Origin of the sequence: Streptomyces bugieae (genome assembly GCF_036352915.1) — a bacterium.
Classification (GTDB): Bacteria; Actinomycetota; Actinomycetes; order Streptomycetales; family Streptomycetaceae; genus Streptomyces; species Streptomyces endophytica.
The window spans coordinates 35,219-55,214 of record NZ_JAZBJP010000039.1 but is presented as its reverse complement, the minus strand read 5'-3'; the positions used below and the strand labels follow the sequence as shown (position 1 = coordinate 55,214).

Genomic DNA, 19,996 nt, shown 5'->3' with positions numbered 1-19,996 from the left:
TTCGACGCCCCGGCGCCCTACGCCGCAGGAAGGAACACAGGTGTACGTCCGGTGTACGCCCGCCGGTCCGGCCACGCACCGTCACCGCCCCCTACGCACCGCTCTTCCTGCGGTGCCTCCTGCCGTTTCCCCCGCCGTCCTCCGGCCCTTCTCCGGCCCACGCGTCGCCGGCCCCCTCGTGATGGAACTGCTCGTCGGTGAACCAGTCGTGGGTCGTCGGTGACCTACTCGTTGGTGAACTCCTCGATCACCGTCGCACCCAGCTCGCGGACGATGAGGTCGTGCCCGCTCAGCGCGGAGTCGACGAGGTCGGGGTCGTCCTCGGCCGGCATGTCGTACTCGATCGACATCGGCGGGGGCTCGGGGGTGTACGAGGGCTCCACGGCGGGTGCGCCCGAGGCGCCGCCCGCGGACGCGGACGGGGCCACCGCCTCCCGCGCCATCCGGGCGCCCTGACCGCCGCCGCCGGCGCTCCCACCGGCACCGCCGGCCGTGCCGCCGCTCTGGCCGTACGTCCCGCCGGACGACGCCGGCGCCGCCGGGCCGCCCTGCGAGGACGGTGCCTGGGGTGCGGACGGCTGCGCCGGCGCCCCGCCGAAGCCGCCGCCCCCGCTACGGGGCGCGCCGCCGGACGGCGGATTGGCGCCGCCGGACGGGTCGACGATCGCCTCGACCCGCCACTGCACCTGGAACCGCTCGGCCAGGACGTCCTTCAGCACGTCCTCACTGCCGCCGTTGGCGAAGCTGTCGCGGGCGCCGGCGTTGGGGAAGCCGATCTGCAGGGTCGTGCCGTCGAAGCCGGAGACCTGGGCGTTCTGGCTCAGCAGGATCCAGGTGAAGCGCCGGCGGTCCTTCACCGCCTCCAGGATGTCCGGCCACATCTGGCGCACCTGGGCGGCACCCTGCGCCGCTCCCGGAGCCGGTCCCCCGGCCTGCGGTCCGGGCCCGGACGCCCCACCGGGCGCGCCACCGGCCGGGCCGCTCGCGGCCGGCGGCCCCGCGGGCGTCCTGCCGCCCTGCGGCGCCGGCACCTGGCCGCCGCCCTGTCCCGGCGCCACGGCCGTCGGCCAGCCCCCGGGCTGCCGCGCCGCACCACCGGTGCCACTGCCACCGGCTGCTCCGCTGCCGTTGCCCGCGCCACTGCCGCCCGCCGCGCCGCCGGGCGCCTCGCCAGCGGAGGCGGCACCACCGGGACCGGCGCCGGCAGCCGTGCCCGCACCGCCCCGGCCCGTCCCGCCGGGCCACGCCCCGGGTCGCGCCGGACCGCCCTCACGGCCACCGGCCGGCCCACCGGCCGGCGGGGCCACGCCCTCGCCGCCCTGCACGCCACCCGCAGCCGGGGCGACCGGCGCCGGGGGCGCGGCAGCAGGAGCCGAGGGAGCGGCGGGCGCCCCCGTGCCCCGTACCGCGGCACGCGCGGCAGCCGGCCCCGACGGGCCGCCGGGCGCCGGCATCGGCGGATGCGCCTCCGGACCCGGTACGTACCCGGCCGCGGGCCCGCCACCGGACGCCACGACGGGCGCCGGCTCACCCCCGGGGCCCGCACCGGGGCCACCGGGCACGCCACCGGGGCCGCCCGCGCCCGCTCCGCCCAGCAGCGCCGCGCCCGCGCCCCGCTCCAGACGGTCCAGACGCGCCTGCACCGACCGCTCGTCGTCGTACGCCGCGGGCAGCAGCACCCGCGCACAGATCAGCTCCAGCTGGAGCCGCGGCGAGGTCGCGCCCCGCATCTCCGTCAGCCCCGTGTTGACCAGGTCGGCGGCGCGGCTCAGCTCCGCCGCCCCGAACACCGAGGCCTGCGCCGTCATCCGCTCCACGACGTCCGCGGGGGCGTCGATCAGCCCCTTCTCCCCCGCGTCCGGCACCGCCGCGAGGATCACCAGGTCCCGCAGCCGCTCCAGCAGATCGGCCACGAACCGCCGGGGGTCGTTCCCGCCCTCGATGACCCGGTCCACGACCTCGAACGCCGCCGCCCCGTCCCCGGCGGCGAACGCCTCCACGATGGAATCCAGCAGCGAGCCGTCGGTGTACCCGAGCAGGGCCGTGGCCATGGCATAGGTCACACCGTCGGCGCCCGCCCCGGCGAGCAGCTGGTCCATCACCGACATCGAGTCGCGCACGGACCCGGCACCGGCCCGTACGACCAGCGGCAGCACGCCGTCCTCGACCGGGATGTCCTCCTGCCCGCAGACCTGTCCCAGGTACTCGCGCAGCGTGCCCGGCGGCACCAGCCGGAACGGATAGTGATGGGTCCGCGACCGGATCGTCCCGATGACCTTCTCGGGCTCGGTCGTGGCGAAGATGAACTTCAGGTGCTCCGGCGGCTCCTCGACCACCTTGAGCAGCGCGTTGAAGCCCGCCGACGTGACCATGTGGGCCTCGTCGATGATGTAGATCTTGTACCGGCTGCTGGCCGGCCCGAAGAACGCCTTCTCCCGCAGCTCACGCGCGTCGTCGACACCACCATGGGACGCCGCGTCGATCTCGATCACATCGATCGAGCCCCGCCCGTTCCTGGCCAGGTCCACGCACGACTGGCACGTCCCGCAGGGCGTCGGAGTGGGACCTTCCTCACAGTTGAGGCACCGGGCCAGGATCCGCGCGCTGGTCGTCTTGCCGCAGCCGCGCGGACCGCTGAACAGATACGCGTGGTTGACGCGGTTGTTCCGCAGCGCCTGCTGCAGCGGATCGGTCACGTGCTCTTGCCCGATGACCTCGGCGAAGGTCTCGGGGCGGTAGCGGCGGTACAGCGCAAGGGACGACACGCTTACGACGATATCGGGCCCCACCGACAATCGACCGGCCCCGATCGCCCTCCCCCGACCGACCTGCCCCGCAAGCGCAGGCGCCCCCGAACGCAAGCGCCCCTCACGCACCCGCCAGAGCCGACCTACCCTTGCTGCCTTCCGGCCCTGGGGGAGTTCAGTCAGATAGCGCCACGTGAGGGGCTGCGACCCACCCTAGCGGATCCCACCCCCAACCCACGAACCCGTCCCCCACCCCGACCCTCATCCACCCCCCTCCCGGACCTCGCCCCCGGATCATGTTCGCGAGCACTCCCCAACGTCTTGTATTGTTTGCGGCGGAGGATTCGCCTAGTGGCCTAGGGCGCACGCTTGGAAAGCGTGTTGGGGGCAACCCCTCACGAGTTCGAATCTCGTATCCTCCGCACTCGCCCATCAGGGCAGATGAGGGCCCCGACCGGTTCGCCGGTCGGGGCCTTCGTCGTTCTCCGTCCCAGTCTTCGTCTCGGTTTTCGTCCCGGTCGGTCCCGGGAGACGCCCCGGCAGCCTCAGGAGACGCCCGGGTCGGGCTCCCGGAGTCCTGCTTCTTCGTGTGGGGGTCGACGGCGTACGGGAGGGGAGCCGGTCGAGCGGTGGGTACCGGCCGTAGGCCAGTGGGTCGGTTCAGTCGCCGGAGTAGCCCCAGAAGTAGATCTCCTGCGGTTCGCCCTCATCGTCGTGGAGCACGGCGCACCGGCCGTACCAACGCCAGTAGTCGAATTCCTCGAAGCGCGGCACGTGGGCCCGCGTGAGCCTCCGCGTGCCCAGGACGCGCAGCGCCTCCTCCTCGGTCACCTGCTTCAGGGTGCCGTAGTCGGGCTCCTCATCCGGCCCGATGATCCGGAAGATGTCGAGGATCGAGTGCGTCCCGTCGTGCTGGACGAGTTCGTGCTCCCACAGCTCGTCCATGGTCTTCGGCCACGGCAGCCGCTCCTCCTCCGGCCACCAGTCGGCACCGGGACCCCAGTAGTACTCCCGCTTCTCGAAGACCGTCCGCCGCAGCCCCTCGAATGCCCCGACGAGATCCTCCTGATACGGCACGGAATAGTTCCACTCCGACGCGCCCATGCGGTCCCTCTCCATCCAGCCCTTCAGAACGGCCGGACGCTCACAGCGGCCACTGACACCCGGGCGTGAACGCGGGCACCAGGTGGAGACGGTCCGGCCCGGTGCCAGGCCGTCTCGGTTTCCGTCTCGGTTTCCGTCTCGGTTTCCGTCTCGGTTTCCGTCTCGGTTTCCGTCTCGGTTTCCGTCTCGGTTTCCGTCTCGTTCGGCTGCGTTCACCGCCGTAGAGGCGGGGCCATCGGCCCTCGGCCGCCCGTGAATGCAGGTGAACGGCCGTGGGCGCACCCCTCACCCCGGCAGACGCGCACGGTCACCGGCACTTGTGGTGGCGGCACTTGGGGCTCGTTGTCGGTGCGTACGGCGTGGGGGTGGGAGCGGTGGTCGCTCGCTTGCCGTGCTTGCCGGTTCTGTCGGGCGTACCGGTCTTTCCGCCCTTCTTGGCGGGGGTGGTGGTCGGGGAGGGCGTGGGGACGCCCGGCTCGTCGGTGCCGTGGCCGAGGGGGGCGGGGGTGGGGAAGGGGGTGTCGGGGAGGCCGGCGAGGGCGTCGCTCATGTACCGGGTCCAGATCTCGGTGGGGATGTCGCCGCCGAACACCTTTTGCAGGCCGCCGACGCCCACCAGGGACTGGAGCTGGGGATGGGCCGCGTCCTCGCGGAAGAGGACCACGGAGGTGGCCAGTTGGCGGGTGTAGCCGACGAACCAGGCCGAGTGGTAGTCGTCGGTGGTACCGGTCTTGCCCGCGGCCGTCCTGCCCAGGGCCCTGGCCTTGGTGCCGGTGCCCCGGGCTATGACGCCCCGGAGGACGTCGGTCACGTTGTCGGCGACGGCCGGCGGCAGCGCCCGTACGGGGGCGGGTGCGGTGAAGCCGGGGAGTGCGGAGCCGTTGTGGGTCACCTTGGTCACCGAGTAGGGGGTGGCCCGCATACCGGAGGCGGCGAAGGTCGAGTAGGCGCCCGCCATGCGGATGGTGCTCGGTGTAGAGGTACCGATGTAGAAGCCGGCGCTGGGGGCGGCGAGGCTGCCGCGGCGCAGGCCGAGGGCTTGCGCCGTGCCCGCCACGTTCCGGTAGCCGACGTCCTCCCCCAGTTGCACGTACGGCGTGTTGACCGACTGCTCCATCGCCTTGCGCAGGGAGATGTAGCCCCAGCGCCGGGGGGTGTCGTTGTGCTGGTGGAGGAGGCCGGTGGGGTCCTTGTCGTCGGTGACGTAGTCGCCCTGCCGGTCCTTGATCTTGATGCCGTCGTCACCGTTGAACTTGCTGGCCGGGGTGATCGGTGCCGGGGGCTTGCCGGGTTGCAGTACCGCCCGGTGCTGGAGCGCGGCGGCGAGGACGACGGGTTTGAACGTCGAGCCCACCGGGACGCCGGAGGTGTCGGCATTGTCCGAGTAGTGGGCGTGGGCGTAGCCGGGGCCGCCGTAGACGGCGAGGATCCTGCCGGTCCTGGGGTCGACCGAGGCGGCGCCGACCTGGACGTCCCGGTCGACCGACCGGTGGGCGGGGTCGAGGCGTTGCGCGCGGACCTTGGCGACGGCCCTGGCCAGCTCCGCGGTCCGTTTCCTGTCGAAGGTGGTGTGTATCTGGTAACCGCCCCTGCTCAGGCTGCTGTCGGTGATCGTCGGGTCGTGTGCCTGGGCGTACGACCGGGCGAGCTGGACCAGGTAGCCGGTCTGGCCCGGGAGACCCGACCCGAGGGTCCACTTCCTGGGTGCCGGGAATCCCGCGGCCGCGTAGCGTGCCCGCTGCCCCGGCGTCAGCTTGCCGATCTTCACCATCCGGTCGAGCACCCAGGACCAGCGTGCCCGCGCCTTCGCCCGGGCCGTGGGGTCGGAATCCGCGTGCTGGAAGAGGCTCGGCTCGTTGACCGCCGCGGCGAGGAAGGCGCCCTGGCTCACGTTGAGCTTCTGCACCGGAAGGCCGTAGTACATGCGGGCCGCGGCCTGGATGCCGTTGGCCTGCCGGCCGAAGAAGCAGGTGTTCAGATACCCCTGGAGGATCTGCTGCTTGCTCATGGCGGCGCCGATCTTGGTGGAGATCAGCAGTTCCTTGATCTTCCGCGAGACCGTCTGCGACTGGTCCAGGTAGGTGTTCTTGACGAACTGCTGGGTGATCGTCGACCCGGACTGCACGGAGCCGCCCTCGGCCATGTGGACGACGGCGCGGAGGACGCCTTGCGGGTCGATGCCCGGGTCGGTGTAGAAGGAGGCGTTCTCCGCGGCGATGAAGTCCCACCGCACGCCGGCGGGGACCTGGGAGAGCGGGACGTTCTGCCGGTTGACGCTGCCGTCGGTCGCCAGGACCCTGCCGTCCGACCAGTAGTAGACGTTGTTCTGCAGCAGGGTCGAGGGGTTGGGGTCGGGGATGGTGACCGTGGCGTAGGCATAGCCGACGGCCGCCGCCGTGCCGCCGAAGAAGAACAGGAAGAGCGCCAGCAGTTGCCGCATCGACGGCAGCCAGCGGCGCGGGCCCGTCCTGCCCCGGTGCGGGTAGTCGATCCACCGCCTCTTCTCCGGCCCCTTCTCCGGCGCCGTTCTCCGGGCACGGCGTGACGTGCCCGGTCCGTGGGGCCGGTGCCGCGAGGGGCGGTGGCCCGTGGTGCGGACGCCCTCGGCAGGCGTGCCGCCACGGGATTGCTGCGACGGTCGGCGCCGGTGTCCGCTCATGGGCTCGGATCACGGTCCTCTCGGTAGAACTCGGTAGAGCTCGGTAGAACTCGGTGCGACTCGGTGCGAGTGCGCTGTGGCGTGTGGTGCGGGCTGCCGGAAATCGATGGGGGTGGGGGTTACCGGTAGCCGTTGTGAGGTGGGGGCTGCGGCGGGGCGTCGTGGGGTTCCGCCCGGTGGAGGCGGTCGTACGGTGCCGGCCGGTGGAAGTCGGCGTACAGCTCCGGCTGGTGGAAGGGGTCGTACGGTGCCGGCTGCGGCACGGCCTCGTACGGTGCCGGCTGCGGCAGGGCGTCGTACGGTGCCGACCGCGCGGAGGCGGGATCCTGGCCGGGCAGGCCGTGGCCGGGCGGCTCGGCGCCCGCCGGGGCCCGGAGGCTGCCGTACCGCTCCATCCGCTGCCATCTCAGGCGGGAGCCCGAAACGGCGGTGAAGACGGACTGGATCACCACCAGGTACATCAGCTGCCGGTAGACGAACTGCTGCAACGGCAGGCTCCACAGCGGACCGGGCCGTTCCCCGTCCAGGTGGAACGCGTAGCGGCCCATCAGGAGTTGCAGCAGCAGGAAGGCCAGCCAGAGCCCGATGATCCGGACCGGGTCGAGGAAGAGCAGCCCGTACAGGGCGAAGATGTCCACGACGGGGGCGAGCAGGGGCAGCAGGACCTGGAAGAGGAGGAGGTAGCCCAGGCCGCGGCGGCCGAGTTTCCCGGCAGCGCCGCGCTGCACCAAGGCGCCACGGTGCTTCCACATCGCCTGCAGGGTTCCGTAGCACCAGCGGTACCGCTGCCGCCACAGGGCGTTCAGTGACGCGGGCGCCTCCGTCCAGGCCACCGCGCCCTCCTCGTACACCACACGCCAGCCGGCGCGGCACAGCGCCATGGTGAGGTCGGTGTCCTCGGCGAGGGTGACGTCGCTGACGCCGCCGAGGGCGAGCAGCGCCCGGCGGCGGAACGCGCCGACCGCCCCCGGGACGGTCGGCATGCATTCGGCGAGGTCGAACAGGCGGCGGTCGAGGTTGAAGCCGACCACGTACTCGATGTGCTGCCAACGGCCGAGCAGGCCACCGCGGTTGACGACCTTGGCGTTGCCCGAGACGGCGCCCACCCGGGGATCGGCGAAGGGCTGCACGATCGTGCGGACGGTGTCGGATGCGAAGACCGTGTCGCCGTCGACCATGACCACCAGCTCGCACGAGGCGGCGGCGAGCCCCGTGTTGAGCGCGGCGGGCTTGCCCGCGTTCTGCTGCCGGATCACCCGCACCCCCGGCAGGTGGAGCGACTCCACCAGGTCGGCGGTGCCGTCGGTGGAACCGTCGTCCACCACGATGATCTCCACCGGATGGTCCGAGGCGAGCAGTGAGCGCACGGCCGCCTCGATCCCGGCGCTCTCGTTGTACGCGGGGACGATGACGCTGACCGGTTCGGTCACCGGCGGCCCCCAGGGCCGGCCGCGGGGGCCCGTCCGCAGTCGCCGGTGCCGGCGGGCCGCGATCAGCACGACCGCCGCGCGCAGCACGCTGATCGCTCCGGCCGCGTACATCAGCACGCCGAGCATCCACACGGTCCAGTCGCCCCCCTGCAGCAGCCCGATGAGGGCCATGCCTTGCAGATGGTCGCCGGGCCCGGCGGGCCGGACCGGCGCGGCCATGCCGACCGAGGCGCCGACCGTGGCGAACCGGAAGCCCTGCGCCTTGAGCCGCGGGATCAGGGCGCCCAGCGCGGCGACGGTCTGTGAGCGGTCACCGCCGCCGTCGTGCATCAACACGATCTGCCCGGCGTGGCCGTGGGGTGTCGCACGGGCGAGGACGCGGTGCACACCGGGGCGCTGCCAGTCCTCGGCGTCCCGGGTGGAGAGCACCGTGACATAGCCCGCCGCGTCCGCCTGCCGGAGGACGGACCAGTCGGCGTCGTCCAGCGCATCGTTCTCCGAGGAGTACGGCGGCCTGAGCAGAGCGGTGGTGACCCCCGCGGCGCCGGCCACCGCCAGCTGCGTCTCCCGCAGTTCCAGGGAACGCTGCCAGGGGGCGAGGCGGGCCAGGTCGGCATGGGTGAAGGTGTGGATGCCGATCTGGTGGCCCTCGGCGACGATCCGGCGGACCAGCTCCGGGTGGGCCACGACCTGGGTTCCGACGACGAAGAACGTCGCGTGGACGTGGTTGCGGCGCAGTACGTCCAGGATGCGCGGCGTCCAGACGGGGTCGGGGCCGTCGTCGAAGGTGAGGGCGAGGGTGCGGTCCTTGACCCGGGCGGTGTGCGCGGAGGTGGCGGCGTCCGCGATCACGGGGCCGCCGTGGGTCACCCGACCGGGCACCTCCTCGTGCCGTCCCCGGGCACCGGTCACGGCGTCCGAGGTGATCTTGAACGTGTGGTGGGTGTAGCCCTGGAGCAGGAGGGCCGTCGACAGGGTCACCACGAGCACGCTCAGCAGGAGCCAGTGGGCGCGGGGGGTGATCCGGCGGGTGCGGCCGTGGCGGCGGGCAGGAGCGTTGCGGTGTCGGCGGTCGGTCACGTCGGGGCCTTGGATCACTTCACGGGCTTGTGGGACGAGCCGAGGGCACGCCCCCTGGGGGCGGGGGCGGCGGCCCTGGTGGGGGCGGCGGTCGTGGTCGGCGCAGCCGTGGGCCGGGACGGGGCCACCGGGCCGGCGGAGGCTGTCGGCCGGCCGGTGGGGCCGGGGGTCTTCCGCGCCGCGGTGCCGGAGTTCGTCGCGGTGGGGCTCGCGCTCCGCGCCGGGTGCCCGGTGCCGGGCGAGGGGTCGGGGGCGGTCGCCGTGGGCCTGGCCGGGTGCGCGGAGTCCGCGTGCGGGACGAACGGAGAGCTGATGCTGGGGCCGCCCAGCATCGTGCTGATCAGCACGGCGACATAGCCGCCGGCAGGGATCACCAGCAGCCGGGCGGCGCGGAGCACGCGGCGCTGGCGTCGCCCCGAGGAATCGACGAAGACGGGCCGCGCCGTCTCGCTCTGGGGCGCGTCGGGTGCCGGCACGGGGTGATCGGGTGCGTCGAACACCGGGAGCTGCGCCGTGTCGGCCACCGGGAGCTGGTCCGTGCCGAACACCGGGAGCTCCGCCGTGAGGACGTCACCGTGCGGGGAGTCGTCCCATGCCGTCGTGGCCTGCGCCGTCCGGTGCGTCCACGGCGCGGGCGATGCCTCGTTCCAGGCCGGCGGGGCGGTGCCGGTGGTGACGCCCGTGGCGCCCGTGACGCCCCCTCCGTACGCGTCCCCGTAGGCGGACTCGTGACCGTGGGCGGGCTCGTGGCCATAGGCGGACTCGTGGCCGTAGGCGGGCTCATGGCCATGGGCGGGCTCGTGGCCATAGGCGGACTCGTGGCCGTAGGCGGGCTCATGGCCATGGGCGGGCTCGTGGCCATAGGCATAGCTGTAGCCGGCGCCGCCGTACGGATCCTCGCCGTACACCGCTCCGCTTCCGTCCGTCCACCGCACGAGTCGTGTCCCCTGTCCTGGCCGACCGACGCGGTCGCCCGCATGAAGAGAGCGAACTCGGCCGGAAGTGTTACACCCGCGCCCCACGCTGCAGCGACGTGAAGGACCCCTGGACGTCGTGACACTTTTGTGAGGGCGGACGCTGTTCACCATGGGAACCGCCGTTGCGACCGGAGCACGGCGGCCGACACGGACCCGCTATGAACCCGGTGCGAACGAGGACGGTCTTGGGCCAGGCAGGGCAACCCCGGCGCGCGAAGACGTACGACGGGGAATTGGGCACAGCGGTCGCGCAGGCCCAGAACGGCGACGAGGCCGCCTTCGCGGTGGCCTACCGGCTCGTGCAACCGGGCCTGCTCGGCTATCTGCACGGGCTGGTCGGTGAGGACGCGGAGGACGTGGCCTCCGACGCCTGGCTGGAGATAGCCCGCGACCTCGGACGTTTCAAGGGGGACGGGGCCGGGTTCCGCGGCTGGACCGCGGCCATCGCCCGGCACCGGGCACTGGACCACCTGCGCCGCCAGCGCGTGCGGCCCCGCGCCGGCGGGACCGAACAGGACGTGCTGAACCTGCCCGGACCGCACGACACCCATGACCAGGCGCTGGAATCCCTCTCCACCGAGCAGGCCCTGGAGCTGGTCCGCGGGCTGCCGCGGGACCAGGCCGAGGCGGTGCTCCTGCGGGTCGTCGTGGGTCTGGACGGTCCTGCCGCGGCACGCATCCTCGGCAAGCGCCCGGGAGCGGTGCGCACGGCCGCCCACCGGGGCCTGAAGCGTCTCGCCCGCCAGCTGGGTGTCGGCGGCGAGGCGGACGAGGGTGTGACGGATGGGGCTTCCCGAACGCTGGGGAAGTCGGAATGAACGACGAGGGCGACAGTGGACGGCCGGAAGGCGTCGAGCCCGGCACCTCGACGGATCGACACGGTCGGACGAGAACGGAAGCGGACATGGGTGAACGGCTGAGCGGCGACGGAGCACCGGCCCGTCACCGGCATGGGCACCCTGACGGCAGCGTGTCCGGCCCGCCGGACGTGCATGACCCCGCGACGCTGGAAACGGTGCTGGGCGCCGCCATGCGTACGCACCGCCCCGATCCCGAGGCCGAGCAGCGGGCCCTGGCCGCCTTCCGGGCGGCCGCCCACGGCACGGACGGGCGCCGGGCACGGACCCGGCGCCGGGACGACTGGCGGCCGCGCGAGGAGCGGCGGGTCCGGCGTCCGGCACGGTTGACGTTCGGCGTGGTGTTCGCCGGCCTCACGCTGGGCGGTGTCGCGGTCGCGGCCGTCGGTTCGGCCGGCTCGTCCACCGACGGTGCCGGTAGCGGTCGGGGGACCACGCACCCCTCTGCGGTCGCCCCGAGCCGGCCGGGCGGTACGGCCTCGCCGTCGCCCTCCGGCCGCCCCGGCCCCACGGACCGCCTCTCCCACGCCCGGGACACCGAGGCCCACTGCCGCGCCTACAAGCAGGTCGAAGGGCGCGGCAAAGCCCTCGATGCGACGGCCTGGCAGCGGCTCGTCGCGGCCGCCGGTGGAAAGGACAAGGTCGCCGCGTACTGCTCCGAGCAGCTGACGCGGGCGACAGGCGCGCCGAGCGGGCCGGCCGGCACGGGCAAACCCGGCAAGGGCGCCGCGAACCCCGGCAACGGCGCGGCGAGGAACGCCGGCGGCAACGGCACGCCCGACGCCAACCCCGGCAGCACACACAGCGCGACCGGGAACGGCCAGCCGAGCGAGGGGAACGGCGGCGGGAAGCACCCGTAGCCCCTGCGCCGTGCCCGATGGCCCCGCGCCGTGCCCGATCCGCGCCATGCTTCGCAACGGCACGCCGCTCTGGGGCACGACTCCGGCGCTCCGGCCCACGGCGCACCGGGACGCCGGGGTCTCCTGCGGCGGAGCTCGGTCACGAGAAGTGCAGTGCCCCCCACAGCGCCACGACCGCGAGGGTGAGTGCCGCGGGCACCGTGAGGAGGCCGAGGCGGGTGAACTCCCGTAGGTCCACCTCGTGTTCGTGCTGGTGGAGGATGCGGCGCCACAGCAGGGTGGCCAGGGAGCCGGCGTAGGTGAGGTTGGAGCCGATGTTGACGCCGATCAGGACGGCGAGGACGGCGCCGGGGCCGGTCGGGGCGGTCAGGGGGAGCAGAACCAGTACGGCCGGCAGGTTGTTGATCACGTTGGCGAGGAACGGGAGCGAGGCGGCCCTGAGCAGGCCGAGGGCGGTGGTGCGCCGCCGTATCAGGGCGCGTACGGCGAGCAGCAGGGCGCCGGCGGTCGCCGCCCAGGCCGGGTCCACGCCCACGGCCGAGGCGAGGAGGAAGTCCGCCAGCGTGCCGGCCACGGTGAGCAGCGGGAACAGCGGCAGTGGGGGCTCCACGGCGGTTGGCGCGTCCGGGGCGGTGGCCGCCGCGTCGAGGTCGACGGCCGCCGCGTCCGGGTCGGTGACCCTCGCGTCCAGGTCCGTGGCGAAGAAGCGGCGGAAGACCGCGTACTCGACGGCGATGGCCGCGAGCCAGGGCAGGGCCATCAGCGCCGCGAAGCGGGTGAAGCTCAGGCCGCTGGCGGCGAAGGCGAGCAGGTTGGTGAGGTTGGAGACGGGCAGCAGGAGCGACGCGGTGTTCGAGAGGTGGGTGCAGGCGTAGACGTGCGGCTTGGCGCGGGCGCCCATGCGCGCGGCGGTGGCGAGGACCACCGGGGTGAGCAGCACGATCGTCGCGTCCAGGCTGAGCACCGCGGTGATGGCGGACGCCAGGCCGAAGACCGCGGCGAGCAGCCGCCGGGGCCGCCCGGCCGCCGCCCTCGCGGTCCAGGCCCCGCACGCGCGGAACAGCCCTTCGTCGTCGCAGAGCCGCGCGAGCACCACTACGGCCGCGAGGAACCAGATCACCGAGCCGAGACGCCCGGCCTCCCCTTGCCCCTGCCGCCGGCACCGACCGCGCCCTTGCCCGTCCCCCGCGCGCCCTTATTGCACATGATTCGCAAATGCGGTCCATCGGCAACTACTCTGGGCGGCGCCGAGGGGCTCGTCGTGTCCCGGGAGGAGGAACCGTATGCGTGCGGCACCCGTGGTGCTGGGGATCGAGTCGTCCTGCGACGAGACGGGCGCGGGCCTGGTGCGCGACGGCCGGCTGCTCGGGCACGCCGTGGCGTCGAGCATGGACGAGCACGCGCGGTTCGGCGGGGTGGTGCCGGAGATCGCGGCCCGCGCCCACGTCCACGCCCTCCGGCCGGTCGTCCGGCGCGCGCTGGGCGAGGCGGGCCTGCGGATGGCGGACATCGGGGCGGTCGCGGTGACGACGGGGCCGGGGCTGTCGGGGGCGCTCCAGGTCGGGCTGGCCGGCGCCAAGGGGCTGGCCTACGCGCTCGGTGTGCCGCTGTACGGCGTGCACCACCTGGCCGGCCATGTCGCCGCCGACACCCTCGCGCACGGGCCGCTGCCGAACCCCTGCGTCGTACTGATCGTCTCCGGCGGCCACACCTCCCTCCTCCTCGTCCGCGATCTGGCCCGCGACCGCATCGTGCACCTCGGCGACACCCTGGACGACGCCGCCGGGGAGTGCTTCGACAAGGTCGCCCGGGTCTTCGGGCTGCCGTATCCCGGCGGTCCGGCCATCGACCGGGCAGCGCGCGTGGGGGATCCGCGCGCTGTCCCCTTCCCCCGTCCGCTCACCGGACCGCGTGACGATCCGTACGGCTTCTCCTTCTCGGGGCTGAAGACCGCTGCCGCACGGTGGGCCGAGCGGCACCACGGGCGGGCGCTGCCGGTGGCGGACGGTGCCGCCGCGCTCCAGGAGGCGGTCGCCGACGTGCTGACCCGTAAGGCGGTGGCGGCCTGCACCGCCCACGGTGTCGGCACGCTCGTCGTGGTCGGCGGGGTGGCCGCCAACTCCCGGGTCCGGGCACTGGCGGAGGAGCGGTGCGCGGCGGCCGGGATCGCCCTGCGGGTGCCGCCGCTGAAGCTGTGCACGGACAACGGCGCGATGATCGCCGCCATCGGGGACCTGCTCGTCCGGGCGGGCGCGGAGCCCGCGCCGCTGGATGTCTCGATCGATCCGTCGGCTCCCCTGGAGTACGCCGCACTGCATCCGGTGGCCCGCGCCGCCGCGGCGGCCGGCGCTCCCTGACGCCGTCGAAATCCCCGAACCTCTCCCTGCCGCAACTTCCTTCGGGTGAGCGGGACCGTTCCCTCGCCGGACACATGTCAAGGCTGGCGGTCCGACCTCTCGTGGAAGTAGTTCTCCGCTGATACCGGGCTCTGTCAGGGCGAGCCGCGGCACCCCGGCGATGAGTGGGACGCGTTGTCTCCACGAGCCCGGCGTCCAGGCCTGACCACTTGAGGCCACGGTCAACGGGCCGGGTGCCGGCCTCGCGAGCGCCGTCGGCCGGCCGCGAACCGGGCGGACAGACCAGGGACCGAGCGAATGTGGTGATCACGGCTGGTGGACGAGCCCGGAGGGCGAGGCCTGCGCGTCGTACCCGCATCACCCATCGACTTCTCAGAGCCCTACCGATACGGCCTTTCGATCCGGGCCGGCACCCGTGGCGCGCCTCCCTCGGGCCCGGAGCGGTGCCTCGGCCTGGAACTTGGTGAACAGCTCTGTCAGAACATCGATCGACTTCGTGGGAACCGTGCCGTCCGGCGGTCCGTCAGGAAGGCGATCCCAGGGAGCGGGAGATGCCCACTCCGCCTCGCGGATCCACCCGTGGAGCGCAACGGCATCCGGCAGCTCGTCCGGGGCCAGCACCTCGTACATCAAGGTGCTGCCCGCAGAATTGACCGCTGAGCACAACGCGTTCATCCGGTCGCCGAGCCGGGTGAGGCCCTCGGATTCCAGGGATTCGAGGACCCTCACGATGGCGAGTGCAGTCGGCCGATGATCCACAGCATCCAGGCGGAGTGCAGTGTTCAGCATGTCCTGGTTTCCGCATGCGATCTCCGCCGGCCGATAATCCTCCCCGTCACGGAACAGTTCCGCCGCCCACCACAACCGCGCAACGGCCTGACTGTCCGAGCGGCCCACGAATCGAACGGCCTGAACGGGGGCGGGTGTCTCAGGTGTTCCGCTCACGGCCCGACCCCATCGCCAAACGACGTAGTCCGGCACCACGAGGAGTGCGAGGAAGTTCCACAACGCCGGGTCGGCGGCTTCGGCACGCGTCATGCGCAGCGTGGCGTGCAGTCTCGGCGCCAGCCAGGAATCCGCTTGTGTCTGTCTGCCCGCGAAGCGGTTCATCGCTTCCTCGAAAAGTTCACGGACCGGTGCACCGTTCCAACGCGCCAAGTCCTCCGGAATCGATTCGCTCGCCCGGAGAAGAGCCACCACCGGCGGCTCGCTCCGACCCGAGAGAACGGAGCGCGTGAGATGCCGTCTCGCAACTGCCGTGGGCAACAGGCCCAGGCGGTCGGGTACTTCGATGCCGATGTCGCTCATCGCGGTGTGCCTTCCTGGGAACGGTCGACCGTTCGGATGGCCATGGTGAGCCGCCTCGGCACCTGAGCCCGGCGAGACGCCGCGTAGTGGATGTTCGACTGCAGCTCTGCCCACCCGGGCCCTTCCGTCTGCCGACTGTGGACCTCGTGCAGTGCCTCACTCAGGGACATGCTCGGCAACACGTCGGGCAGCATCGTTCTCAGGACCGATCCCCGCCAGCCCTCGGGCAGCCGTGGCGTTCCGTCCTCGTCCAGGTCCAAACCGCTGACTGCAGCGTGGAACATGGATGTCCAGACGTCGCTCGCGAGCTGGGCAGAGATCAAGGAACCGGTGGCCTTCTCCAGGGGGCCACCTGAACCGTTCAACAGCTGGGCGACGCCCTCGAAGGCCGTGTTGAGGTGGACCATCGGCGTATCGCCGGAGACGTCCACCAACCAGGGAGAATCCTTGAACGGTCGGAGCCACTCATGCGGTCCGTCACGGAAATCGCTCTCCGTGACGACGGGTTCACGTTCACGCGCCGGCTCTTCGGCCTTGAGATCCACTACCCAGCTCCGTGGAGTGGAGCCGATGACCCGGCCCGAGACACCGTCCACCGTGGCGACAACGCTCGCCCCGAGGATGACGCGATCCCGATGCTGCGGCTTCAAGAGTGTCACCGCTCCGGACCACGAGCCGGGTCCGTCCGGCCGCAAACGCTGGACGCAACGCACGTTGGTGGCACGTTCGGTGGAAACGGCGACGCATGCGACGTCCGACCAGGGACCGTCCGACAGCTCCCGTTGAGGAGCCAGGACCCGGACGGACAATTCGACCTCCTCCCAGTCCTTCCGCTCCACCTGATGCAGGGCCACGGCCTGCTGCGGCTTGGAGATCATGGTGTATGGCAGCGCCGCACCGTCAACAGCCACATCCGTGATCTCGAGCGCCGGTTCACCGAGGAGCGTGGGATAGGGAAACAGCCTTGTCATGCCGATCCCCCTCGCGAGTTCACCAGATCCACCACAACGGCCGCCATGGATGCAGCGACCGGATGGCTGCTCGGCTCGGTCACGCCGGTGAAGGAGGCCGAGCGGACACCGGCATCGATCCGCAGTCGTCCCCCCTCGACCCGGCAGTTCTCCACGGCCGTGAGCTGTGCCCACGCCAGGGTCGGTCGCCCCCCGGACCGAACCTCGAATTTGGCCACCGGGTTCAGCAACCAGGAATCGTCGCGCCGCGGAACCCGCAGGACCGCGGTGACGGTCCACGCCCCGCCCTCGTCCACCGTGCCCCGGAGAGAACGGATCGTGGGGTGCCCGTCGGAGCTGCGGGCGGCCGCGGCAACCGGTTGATCCAGTCGGATCAGCTCGCGCAGGACCTCGGGTCCCCCGTTGCGAGGCTCGGACCGGCGCCCCACAAGGCTCCTCAGGGCGATGTCCGTGGCGGCACGGAAGTCGGCGAGCCGACGCAACGAACCACGTTTGTAGGCAGTGGTCAGTTCCTCCGTCTTGCCCCAGGCATCGTGTTCGGGCGGCTCCGAGGCGCGCAGAAAGGCCTCCGCGGCCTCGGCCTCGGCCGAATCCTCACCCGTCGCGCACCCGGCGAGGAGCACCGCCTGGAAAGGATCCACTCCCGTGCCGAGCTCACGAGGACGTCGGGTCATGACCGTCATCCGACTGCCGCGCATGCACACCACGCGGCTGTGCTGCCGATCGGCGTCGTGCGCAGGGGTGACGAGAAGCACCGCTCGATGCTCGACTTCCTTGGCCCACCCTCCGGACGCGTTGCGCTTGGGGGGAACGGACAAGGGCACATCGATGCTGGCCACTTGGTCGGCAGCCGTCAACTCGTCGACCGTTTCGCTGTTCACATGAGCCCTCAGAGCCCGTACCAGAGCTGGATGACGTTCGCACGGATCCACGCGCTGCTCCGGGATCAGGACGGCGCCGTCCCTCATGGTGGCGACAGAGGCCTCCAGCAGGGCGCCGGTGTTCCGGCCACCGACCATGGCAGCCCAGAAATTGTCCGAGAGCGCGGAGATGATCTTCTCGTGCATGTCGTTCAGCGTCACGGCGTCCCCGGCGCCGTCGTGGACACCCACGATGAGAAAGGACGTGCCGGGATCCGCACCCGAGCGCTCGAGCCCGAGGGCGGACACCGTCCTTTCGTCGGCCCACCAGGACCGTGACACCCCTTCGAATCCGCTCTGCGTGTCGGGTACGCCCAGCCAAGCGGGCCCCGCGAAGGCCTTCTCACCCACCGAGTGCCACGGCAGGTCCAACCGGCCCACCAGGCGACGTTCGGTGCGCCCCTCGTGCGGCTCGGAGAGAGTGCTGTTGATCAGGACGAGGCCGAGCCGACTCGCGGCCCAGAGCGTTGCCTTGCCCAGCCCGTACGAGCCGCCGGCCCGACCGCTGCTCTTCAAGCTGTCGAGCTGCCGTCGCACGACAGCGGCGAAGCGACCGTCCCCGTATTCGGGCCCGGTGAGGCCGTGGGCGTTGTAGTCGTCGACGCACAGCAGCCGAAGCGTTCGCGTGGCGGTCATTTCCTGGAGACCCTCGGCGAGAACCCGTCCGACCTTGTGATCGGACGAGGTGGCGGCGGCATAGTGCTCGGCCAGCTCCTCCCAGTGCAGCTCGGCGAGAAACGTCTCCAGGTGCTCGCCGGTGAGCTCGTGCAGCGTGAACCGGACCCGCACCGGACGAGCGGGATCCAGGCGCTCATCGAGACTGTTCTGGACCGCTTCACGGGCGAGCACCGCCAGATCGGCATCGAATGCGAACGCCGCAGGATTTCCGTACTCCCGACCGCCGTCAGCGTGGGCAGGTCGGTGGTACCAATGGGCCGGAAACGACGTCCCCGCCGCGCCGGAAGCGCCGGCGGCGGCCGGGGCCTGCCGATCTTCGGAATCGTCGAAGGTCTGCTCGACGAATCCGCCCGCCGGACTCCCCCCGACCACCGCAGCATCCGCGTCTCCCACGGGTGTCTCCCCGGTTCCCCGGGCACGGCCGACCACGACGGCATCCCCCCACATCGTTCCCGTTGACTCGTCCTGCGCACGGTACCCCGAGCCCATATTCGAGCTGTGGGCCAGTTCGATCAATCGCTCTTCGCCTGCCACACAGTCCTCCCTCTGCGCTCGCCCTTCACACGGGGAACCGGGCACAGCGGAAGCAACTTCAGGCTCGGAAGATCGAGGATCCGAGGCGTGAGTCGCAGCCATTCCTGCAGCTCCTGCGCCCCTTTTCCGCGCATTCGTCACCCGAAGGCGAGAGCCGGCAGGTTTCTTCTCGCCGTCCCCCGCTTCCAGCCCCAACTGCTCACGTATGAAGGTCAAGGCCTTGCCCTCGAGCTGTCGAATACGCTCCCGTGACAGCCCGTACGCCTGCCCGATCACATCGAGTGTCCACGGCTCGCCGTCCACGAATCCCGAACGGAACAACAGGACCTCCCGCTGACGCGACGGGAGTTCGGCAAGCAGTTCCTTCAGCCACATACGCTCGACGATGCGCTCCATGTCCTCCTGCGACCCGGGGCCAAGGGTGCAGGGCACGTCCAACAGGTCGGCGAGAGTCGTGTTCCCGTTGATCTGCCGGTCGAGGTGATCGATCGAGCGGCGCCCGAGCTGCCGGCACTTCCGCACCTCCGCAAGCTTGAGTCCGCACGCCACCGCCAGATCCATGTCCTCCGCCGGAAGTCCGGCTGCCAGGCGGCTACGCTCGGCTCGTGCGACCCGCGCGATCTTTTCCGTCATGTGCACAGGGATGCGAATGAGGGACCCCTCGTCCGCAACGGCGCGGGTGAGTGCCTGCCTGATCCACCATGTGGCATAGGTGGAAAACTTGTACCCGAGAGTGAGGTTGAACTTCTCCACCGCGCGTATCAGCCCCAACTGGCCGTGCTGTTCCAGATCCTCGCGGTCGAGCCCGTGCCCGGTGTACTTCTGTGCCGCCCCGTGGACCAGGCCCTGGTTGTGCCGCACCATTGCTTCGAACGCCAGATACGGTTCGTCGCTCCGGTCAAGAGTGGCGGCGTACTTGGGATCGAGGGCGGTATCGGCCGGCAGCCCCTCACGTATGAGCAAGCTGAGGCCCACCTCCTCCAGCGCGGTGAGTACGCGCTTGCCTGCGGCAGCTCGCCGTCGGTCGAGATCCAGGACACGCCTGGCTGCCGCGACGGCACCCGCCCTGTCGCCGACCAGCTCGCCGTCCGGTTCGACGTCGGGCACCGGTTCGACACCGATTTCCTCGGACGAGTCCTCCGGCTCCGCTTCCGGATCTGCGGGGCGTCCGCCGGAGGCTCGCCGCTCGGCAGGCGGACCACCGCGCCTCGGACCGCAACCGTTCCTTGCGCCTGCCGCACCGAGAAATCTTCGACGTAATTCACTCTCGAACTCGGAATCGAATTGGGCCGCCTTGGCCGTTTCCGACAGGGCGCGAGAGACATCCACCCCGGCATCGACGAAGCGTCGGGCCACCTCTACCGCGCGCTTCCAGCCCTCGCTGCGCACACCCGGTCGCGGCAGCTCACCCGACACGACGTCCCCCCGCCAGGTACACATCGACAAAACCCATTCGAGCCTATCCCCGTCAGAAACCTGCCTCATCAGTCGGTTTGTCGATCTCGGACAATTAC

At 71.7% G+C, this 19,996-nt stretch carries 11 protein-coding genes, 1 tRNA gene, 1 other RNA gene and 1 pseudogene; 4 read left to right on the top strand and 10 right to left on the bottom strand.

Annotation, left to right across the window (positions count from 1 at the left end; genetic code table 11):
* Positions 1-224 precede the first annotated feature (224 nt).
* Together V2J85_RS35060 and ffs are read right to left on the bottom strand one after the other, a co-directional pair.
* Positions 225-2,765, bottom strand: coding sequence for a DNA polymerase III subunit gamma and tau (locus V2J85_RS35060; protein WP_330823805.1), 2,541 nt, complete (start codon positions 2,763-2,765; stop codon positions 225-227).
* Between the two features lie 89 nt (positions 2,766-2,854).
* Positions 2,855-2,953, bottom strand: an RNA gene (gene ffs, locus V2J85_RS35055) — signal recognition particle sRNA small type.
* Between the two features lie 131 nt (positions 2,954-3,084).
* Between ffs and V2J85_RS35050 the strand changes: the two genes are divergently transcribed.
* Positions 3,085-3,169 (top strand) — tRNA-Ser (locus V2J85_RS35050).
* A 238-nt stretch (positions 3,170-3,407) separates the two neighbouring features.
* Here V2J85_RS35050 and V2J85_RS35045 read toward each other — a convergent pair.
* From V2J85_RS35045 to V2J85_RS35030, 4 genes are all read right to left on the bottom strand, one after another.
* Positions 3,408-3,851, bottom strand: a complete 444-nt coding sequence (locus V2J85_RS35045; RefSeq protein ID WP_261956524.1) for a hypothetical protein — start codon at positions 3,849-3,851, stop codon at positions 3,408-3,410.
* 307 nt (positions 3,852-4,158) lie between these two features.
* Entirely contained in the window at positions 4,159-6,291 is a 2,133-nt protein-coding gene (locus V2J85_RS35040) for a transglycosylase domain-containing protein (RefSeq protein ID WP_330823804.1), read from the bottom strand.
* Between the two features lie 338 nt (positions 6,292-6,629).
* Positions 6,630-9,020, bottom strand: coding sequence for a bifunctional polysaccharide deacetylase/glycosyltransferase family 2 protein (locus V2J85_RS35035; RefSeq protein WP_330823803.1), 2,391 nt, complete (start codon positions 9,018-9,020; stop codon positions 6,630-6,632).
* Positions 9,021-9,034: 14 nt separating this feature from the next.
* Positions 9,035-9,928 carry a hypothetical protein gene (locus V2J85_RS35030; RefSeq protein ID WP_330823802.1) on the bottom strand — a complete coding sequence of 298 codons (894 nt, stop codon included), beginning with the start codon at positions 9,926-9,928 and terminating at the stop codon, positions 9,035-9,037.
* A 254-nt stretch (positions 9,929-10,182) separates the two neighbouring features.
* Here V2J85_RS35030 and V2J85_RS35025 point away from each other — a divergent pair, with 254 nt between their 5' ends.
* On the top strand, positions 10,183-10,815 hold the full coding sequence (locus V2J85_RS35025) for an RNA polymerase sigma factor (RefSeq protein WP_261956528.1): 633 nt from the start codon (positions 10,183-10,185) through the stop codon (positions 10,813-10,815).
* Positions 10,816-10,967: 152 nt separating this feature from the next.
* Positions 10,968-11,714, top strand: coding sequence for a hypothetical protein (locus V2J85_RS35020; protein ID WP_330823801.1), 747 nt, complete (start codon positions 10,968-10,970; stop codon positions 11,712-11,714).
* A gap of 139 nt (positions 11,715-11,853) precedes the next feature.
* Here the strand turns inward: V2J85_RS35020 and V2J85_RS35015 are convergent.
* Positions 11,854-12,855: pseudogene (locus tag V2J85_RS35015) on the bottom strand (SLC13 family permease); the annotation flags it as partial.
* Between the two features lie 142 nt (positions 12,856-12,997).
* Between V2J85_RS35015 and tsaD the strand changes: the two are divergent.
* Positions 12,998-14,071 carry a tRNA (adenosine(37)-N6)-threonylcarbamoyltransferase complex transferase subunit TsaD gene (gene tsaD / locus V2J85_RS35010; RefSeq protein ID WP_330823800.1) on the top strand — a complete coding sequence of 358 codons (1,074 nt, stop codon included), beginning with the start codon at positions 12,998-13,000 and terminating at the stop codon, positions 14,069-14,071.
* Between the two features lie 372 nt (positions 14,072-14,443).
* Here tsaD and V2J85_RS35005 read toward each other — a convergent pair whose 3' ends face one another.
* The 3 genes from V2J85_RS35005 to V2J85_RS34995 are packed head-to-tail and all read right to left on the bottom strand — an operon-like array spanning position 14,444 to position 19,898.
* Entirely contained in the window at positions 14,444-15,379 is a 936-nt protein-coding gene (locus V2J85_RS35005) for a DUF6339 family protein (protein WP_330823799.1), read from the bottom strand.
* Complete coding sequence (locus V2J85_RS35000) at positions 15,376-16,350, bottom strand: hypothetical protein (RefSeq protein WP_330823798.1); 975 nt, start codon at positions 16,348-16,350, stop codon at positions 15,376-15,378. The genes V2J85_RS35005 and V2J85_RS35000 overlap by 4 nt, the downstream gene beginning before the upstream one ends.
* On the bottom strand, positions 16,347-19,898 hold the full coding sequence (locus tag V2J85_RS34995) for a sigma-70 family RNA polymerase sigma factor (protein WP_330823797.1): 3,552 nt from the start codon (positions 19,896-19,898) through the stop codon (positions 16,347-16,349). The genes V2J85_RS35000 and V2J85_RS34995 overlap by 4 nt, the downstream gene beginning before the upstream one ends.
* Positions 19,899-19,996: the final 98 nt, after the last annotated feature.